At 55.2% G+C, this 6,064-nt stretch carries 7 protein-coding genes; 5 read left to right on the top strand and 2 right to left on the bottom strand.

What is annotated here, in order from left to right:
- Positions 1–360: 360 nt before the first annotated feature.
- Positions 361–933, bottom strand: coding sequence for a macro domain-containing protein (locus tag VAE55_RS02430; protein ID WP_416181161.1), 573 nt, complete (start codon positions 931–933; stop codon positions 361–363).
- 210 nt (positions 934–1,143) lie between these two features.
- Between VAE55_RS02430 and rsfS the strand changes: the two genes are divergently transcribed.
- From rsfS to VAE55_RS02405, 5 genes are all read left to right on the top strand, one after another.
- Positions 1,144–1,476, top strand: coding sequence for a ribosome silencing factor (gene rsfS / locus VAE55_RS02425; RefSeq protein WP_012257176.1), 333 nt, complete (start codon positions 1,144–1,146; stop codon positions 1,474–1,476).
- Between the two features lie 8 nt (positions 1,477–1,484).
- Positions 1,485–1,700 carry a hypothetical protein gene (locus tag VAE55_RS02420; RefSeq protein WP_012257175.1) on the top strand — a complete coding sequence of 72 codons (216 nt, stop codon included), beginning with the start codon at positions 1,485–1,487 and terminating at the stop codon, positions 1,698–1,700.
- 124 nt (positions 1,701–1,824) lie between these two features.
- A complete protein-coding gene (locus VAE55_RS02415; RefSeq protein ID WP_322814227.1) occupies positions 1,825–2,526 on the top strand; it encodes an SDR family NAD(P)-dependent oxidoreductase in 702 nt (233 codons plus the stop codon).
- A gap of 115 nt (positions 2,527–2,641) precedes the next feature.
- The gene (locus VAE55_RS02410; RefSeq protein ID WP_322814226.1) at positions 2,642–3,499 is read left to right on the top strand and encodes a PAS domain-containing protein; all 858 of its coding nucleotides are present in this window, start codon (positions 2,642–2,644) and stop codon (positions 3,497–3,499) included.
- A gap of 641 nt (positions 3,500–4,140) precedes the next feature.
- Positions 4,141–5,094, top strand: a complete 954-nt coding sequence (locus VAE55_RS02405; protein ID WP_322814225.1) for a tyrosine-type recombinase/integrase — start codon at positions 4,141–4,143, stop codon at positions 5,092–5,094.
- 62 nt (positions 5,095–5,156) lie between these two features.
- On the opposite strand, the gene VAE55_RS02400 is transcribed toward VAE55_RS02405, so the two are convergent.
- The gene (locus VAE55_RS02400; protein WP_322814224.1) at positions 5,157–5,978 is read right to left on the bottom strand and encodes an alpha/beta fold hydrolase; all 822 of its coding nucleotides are present in this window, start codon (positions 5,976–5,978) and stop codon (positions 5,157–5,159) included.
- Between the last annotated feature and the right edge of the window lie 86 nt (positions 5,979–6,064).

Below are 6,064 nucleotides of genomic sequence, written 5' to 3'. Positions count from 1 at the left end.
GATCCGATCGTTGCAACAAAGCAAATCTCATTCATTCCTGACAAACGCTATGATCGTGACGAGCACCCACAGCATCCTCGTGACCAGCGGGGCCAACGACGTGCTACGCGCTGGGTCGTGAGCACGGCTGCTGCGGCAGCAGCATGGCTGCCGCACTCTAAATGCTGCGACACGGGCATAACGAGCGGGTAAGGCAACCAACTCAGCGCAAGATGGTACGACCGGAGCTTCGCTCTGCCAACAAGCCAGGAGCCGGGTAGACTGTTGTTGAAGATTGACAGGCATTCAGACGCCTGGGCGACTGTCTGGACGCACGACAGCACAGCTTTTTGGAAATGAGTTCTACCATCGCCTCGCCGGTTACCCACCGTTCAGGTTCCGCTCAGATTGCATGTGGGTGAACACATCACGATACACCGGGAACGTATCTCGCCACAGCACCATCCGCACCAGACCAGGGGCCTGATGGGTATGCAGATCATCGATGAGTGTTTGCAGGACTAGCGGTGCGGCACGAGTAACCGGAAAACCGTAGATACCGGTGGCAATACTGGGAAAAGCGATACTTTGTAGACCATACTGACGGGCCAGCGCCAGGCTTGCGCGATACGCGCTTATGAGCAGCCGGTCGGCTTCTGATGGTGTATAGTGATCGAAGATAGGCCCAACCGCGTGAATGATATAGCGTGCCGGCAGGTCAAAGCCGGGCGTAATACGGGCTTCGCCGGTTGGACAGGGAGCAACAGCATCACATGCCCGTTGTAGTTCAGCAGCTCCGGCAGCGCGAAAGATTGCACCGCAGACACCACCACCTTGCTGCAACTGTTCGTTAGCGGCATTGACAATCGCATCAACCTGTTGGCTCACAATATCGCCCTCGACCACCTCAAGACACGCCTGACCAATACGTAATGATAGCGGTTCGTTCATCACCCATCCTCCTCTCTGAACAGACGGATCTACCACAGACCTCCATCAGGTACCGGCAGCACTGCGAATACGGCAACACCATCCCCTACGCCGTCGATCGTAGATTAGCCGCAGCGATCCTGCTATAATTAGTTTTACAAGGTGCGTCAATTATGATAGGATTCAGAATGATACGATAATACACTACAGGAGGAGAGAACCATCGAGACCGGAATGATTGCCCGCCGCATCGTCGAGCTGGTAGAAGACAAGCAGGCGCATGACATTGTCCTGCTGGATATCCGCTCGCAGACAACCATTGCCGACTACTTTATCATTTGTACCGCCGACAACGATCGGCAGATGCGAGCGATCATCGACCACATCGACGAGAAGATTTCAACCGAGCACGGGTTAAGCCCGCGTTTTGAAGGGAGCGCCGACACCGGCTGGGTTGTGCTCGACTATCGCGACATTGTAGTGCACATCTTCAGCCAGAGCCAGCGTGAGTATTACCGGCTGGAGCGTCTTTGGAGCAAAGCGATGCCGGTAGTCGTTGTGCAGTGAGGAAGCATATGGGCAAGGAGACTGCGCGGCGCAAAGCAGCGTCGCGACGCAAACGGTTCGTTCTGTTCGCCAGTGGCGCAGCGTTGGGCAGCGCGTTGGGCCTTATCGTCGGTTCAGTGCTGACATTCTGGATCGGTGAAGGTGCAGCGCGGGCCATTCAGCGTGGTTTGCGCCGACTGGGTGGTGATGACGGACGACCGCATTTCGATCTGCTGATGCAGTAGTCAATACCAAAACGGGTAACGATGAGGTTGCCTGCGAAGAGTGCTCTCCGTTTGTCTGCGTATAGAGACGACTCTGGCGTAGTTGTGCGCCGGAGTTGTTTATGTATCCACGAGAGGAAGAGTCATGGATCTGGCAAGAAAGGTTGCGATTATCACTGGCGGCACAGGGGGATTGGGAGTTGCGGTTGTCGAACGTTTGTCAAATGCCGGCGCTATGGTTGTCGTTCCCTTTGTGAAAGAGGATGCATTTCAGGCGCTTACCAAACGTATACCGGCAGCAATTGGCATACCGCTAGATCTCACCGATGAATTGGCAACTCAGGCCGCCTATCGCACGATTGCAGCTACGTATGGTGGGATCGACATCTTGATCAACGCAGCCGGTGGCTTCGCTGGTGGCGAGCCAGTGCATCAGACGCCATGGGCACTCTGGCAGGCGCAGCTTGATATAAACCTAAAGACGGCTGTGATTTCGTGTGCGGCTGCCATTCCCCACCTGATTGCTCGTGGCGGCGGGGCAATTGTGAATGTTAGCAGCCGAACTGCGACTCAGGCCGGTGCCAATCTGGCGGCCTATGCAGCTGCCAAGCGGGCCGTGCTGCAATTGACCGAAGCATTGGCTGCCGAATTGCGCCCTCATGATATTACCGTCAACGCCGTTTTACCAAGTGTGATTGATACGCCGGCGAACCGCTCGGCGATGCCGAAAGCTGATTATGAATCTTGGGTGAAACCAGAAGAAATCGCCGCCGTCATTCACTTTCTCGTTAGCCCGACAGCCCGTAGCATTAGTGGTGCAGCAATTCCGGTGTATGGGAGAGCTTAAGAGAGTTGACAACAGAGTCATTTTTCCCCTACAATCATGCACGTATAACCTCATCGCTGCATCCCCATACCGTCAGCTAGTTATGAAGATCAGCCGGTTATGAAAGAGGTCGTTAATGACACTCGATCCCCAACGCCTGCTTCAGGAACTCAATGATCTGCGTCAGCGTTATGCGATGCTGGTTCGGGCATTACGACTGATGATTTACGATTACGATGTCGTTAGTGGTGCGATTAGCTGGAGTGGCGAGACCGAGCATGTTTGTGGACGGACATTGAGTGAATTGGCTGGTGGTATCGCTCAGTGGGAGACATTGATCCATCCTGATGATCGCGAGCGGGCAGTCGCATTACTGGGGGAAGCTGAAGCTCGCTTGAGCGAATATGACATTGAGTATCGCTTTCTCCACAAAGATGGTTCGTATGTCTGGATTCTGGATCGCGGCTATTTTCTCGCCGGCCCGGATGGGAAAGCAGTGCGAATGGTCGGTATGATGCAGAATATCAGTGAAATCAAGGCCATCGAATTCGAGCGCTTGCAGATGCAGGCAGAGATTATTGACGCGCAGGAGCGGGCCTTACGTGAATTAAGTACGCCACTGGTGCCAATCAGTGATCGGGCCGTAGCGTTACCCCTGATCGGTACTATTGATCAGCGCCGGGCTAACCTGATCATCGAAACGTTGCTGGAAGGTGTGTCGGCACGCGGGGCAGAGATCGTGATTGTTGATATCACAGGGGTTGCAACGGTTGATACCTTTGTTGCCGATGCCTTGATTCGTGCGGCGCGAGCCGTGCGTTTACTGGGGACGCAGGTAGTGCTGACGGGAATCAGTCCTGAAGTAGCGCAGACGCTGGTTAGCCTTGGTGCCGATCTGAGTATCTTCGAGACACGGGCTACGCTGCAGGATGGCATTGCGCTGGCGATGAATGGGGGACAACAGTTCAGAGCTGGTGGACGGATGATGCGGTGACGGGGTAAGAGGTAAGCTGAAGCGGCGGGCAGAAGCCTTGGCTGAGGGCAGGGAAGCCCCGCGGGGGCTATCCATTAGCACTCCACACTCCGCCATCAGGTCAGGTCCGGTGGAACGGCCACGGCTTGAGACGGTGTTTTCCTCCAACCTACTCAACCCGCCACCACCGCCCGGCACTCGTCCCGTTTTACCTAATCAGGCAACGTTAACGCCTGAGAGGGCTTTATCTTCCCAACAATTTTGTGCTGCCGCATGATTTGGTTTTCTGTTCGTTTTCATGACGATAATGGTGTTGCCTTGAAGCAAAAAATATTCATTTTTAGAACTAGCATGAGGTCAAAGCATTTGCTATAATGCAATCAATACCGAACACAATGAAGCTGTTCACGGTGTTATGCTGCTGAAGATTGCATCTTTGGCATTCGGCAGTTATCACCCAGTGATAATGCTTTCATTGTTCCCATATTCGGGAGGAGTACCTATCTGTTATTGCGAGATAGGGTCTTGATAGATAATTGCAGCGCAGAGTCAACCTGACAGGAGTGTCATTGCTTACGGCGCTGACCGGTGCGCTGTGAGCTACTTGCTGTGTATGCCCTGAAGAGAAGCATCTTCATCACAGCAGGAGAGAGGAGAGTCCTATGTCTGAGGCGAACGGAGCCAGTTCCCAGCATGCGCGCACCATTATCAGCGAACTCGAACAATTTTTGCATGATTTGAAGCGCGACGATGGTTTGAGCGACAATACCATCACCTCGTACCGCTGCGATCTGCGTACAGCCGGGCTTGCTCTAAGCAAGGAGCTGAGAGCGATCACGACGGCTGACATTCAGCAGTTCCTGACGAGGCGTCAGGAGCAACCGGGCACGACAAACCGGCGAATCGCCAGTCTGGGTCGATTTTTTCGCTGGGCGTTAGAGCGTGGCTACGTTACGCACAATCCGGTTGCACAGATTGATGGGCGTTTGCCCACCGAATACCGGCCGCAACCGATTACCAACGAGGCTGAGCTACACGCACTCGATCAGGCAATTGCTGCGGCACCGCAGCCCTACCGTCTGATCTTTACGATGCTCCGTGAGATTGGTATCCGCACAGACGAGGTGTTGAATCTGAACTTCGGTGATGTGATTCTTGAACCTGGACGCGAGATGCTTCTGGTCCAAGACAGTAAGAGTGGCAGTAAGCGGATGATTGTCTTGACCCCTGACGCAATGCCTCGCTCGCTCCGCGGCTTGCGGGTATGGGTTCGTGATATGGAAGGCGCTACTCCGGAGACACCGTTGTTCCGTTCCTCACGCGGAACACGAGTGTCGTATGATACCCTGCACCGCCGCTGGGTGACTGTTTGTAAAGCTGCTCGCCTGATCGATATTGTCAATGGCCGCGAGCAGCCCCGCTATACTTTGCACCACCTGCGGCACACTGCTGCCGCCGAACTGATTGCATTCTATCCGGAACAGGTTGTGCGACGTATTCTTGGTCACCGCGATCCGCGTTCAACCCGCCGTTACAGTGAGCTGGTTCGGAGTCGTGCTCATGCCGCCGAACGACCGGTTCGCCTCCAGGTGCCATCACGGCGTGAGGCGATGTAGCGCCCCGACCGCGCCCGGTGATCGTTCGGATTGATGCGGCGGCGTTTAGGCGCCGCCATTTGTTATCCCAAAAACTGACGTAAAGCCTGGAAGGTTGGCTCGTACCCCGGCCCACGCAGCATGTTGTGGTTGGTGCCCGGAATGGTTACCATCTGGACAAGATCGGCTGGTGCGGTAGCCCGTAACTCGTCCTGGATCGCCGGTGGAATGATGGTGTAGGCAGGCTCGGCCAAAAGGATTAATACCGGTATCTGCACCCGGGCAATGCGCGGTACCAGTGTCCAATCCTCTGGCATGAGGAAGAGTCCGGCTACCTGCTCGTACCTGCATTCAGCCAACGCCTGGGATTTCCAGTAGTAATCACAGGGATGCCAGTCGGGATTCAACTCGCGTAGACGTGGGAGAGTCTCGGTGGGTGATTGACCGACACCAATGGTAAACTGGGGCAACAGCGAGGGTGCGACGGCTGCTTCCTGCTGCACGAGTGGATCAAGCAAGACAGCTCGCCTGATTGCGGTGCGAGATGGATGCTGTCCACTGATGAGAGCCAGTGTTGTTGCCCCACCCCATGAGTGGCCTACCATCGCCAGATCGGTGACTGCGATGGCTTGGATCAGATCGCCGACAATCCCGGCTATGGTGTCCATGTCGTGAGCAGGGCTAAGATCACTCTGGCCGTGACCGGGTAAGTCAACCGCAATAACCCGCCAGCCGTCGGCAGCCAGGTCGGCACCTAATCGCCAGAGGGTGACCGCACTGCTGGTAATGCCATGACACAACAGAACGACCGGTCCGTCCGCAGGCCATTCCAAAAAGCTGACCCGCCCGTGAGCGAGCTGGATTGCCTTACGTTGCGCTGTGATGTGACATGGTTCGCCTTGCATAACTCACGTTTCTGCTATCAAGAAAGTGCACACACGTGCGCACTCTTCTCTTCCTGCCCCGAGTGCCTTGCGGCTGACTCGTATCT

It is taken from the genome of Chloroflexus sp., from assembly GCF_034432675.1.
GTDB lineage: Bacteria > Chloroflexota > Chloroflexia > Chloroflexales > Chloroflexaceae > Chloroflexus.
The sequence above is the reverse complement of the archived record's forward strand: the minus strand, read 5'-3'. Positions and strand labels throughout refer to the sequence as shown.

Excerpts from the sequence above, each read along its gene's own strand:
- rsfS (WP_012257176.1), top strand. The coding sequence starts at position 1,144 with ATGATTGCCCGCCGCATCGTCGAGCTGGTAGAAGACAAGCAGGCGCAT.
- VAE55_RS02420 (WP_012257175.1), top strand. The coding sequence starts at position 1,485 with ATGGGCAAGGAGACTGCGCGGCGCAAAGCAGCGTCGCGACGCAAACGG.
- VAE55_RS02415 (WP_322814227.1), top strand. The coding sequence starts at position 1,825 with ATGGATCTGGCAAGAAAGGTTGCGATTATCACTGGCGGCACAGGGGGA.
- VAE55_RS02410 (WP_322814226.1), top strand. The coding sequence starts at position 2,642 with ATGACACTCGATCCCCAACGCCTGCTTCAGGAACTCAATGATCTGCGT.
- VAE55_RS02405 (WP_322814225.1), top strand. The coding sequence starts at position 4,141 with ATGTCTGAGGCGAACGGAGCCAGTTCCCAGCATGCGCGCACCATTATC.
- VAE55_RS02400 (WP_322814224.1), bottom strand. The coding sequence starts at position 5,978 with ATGCAAGGCGAACCATGTCACATCACAGCGCAACGTAAGGCAATCCAG.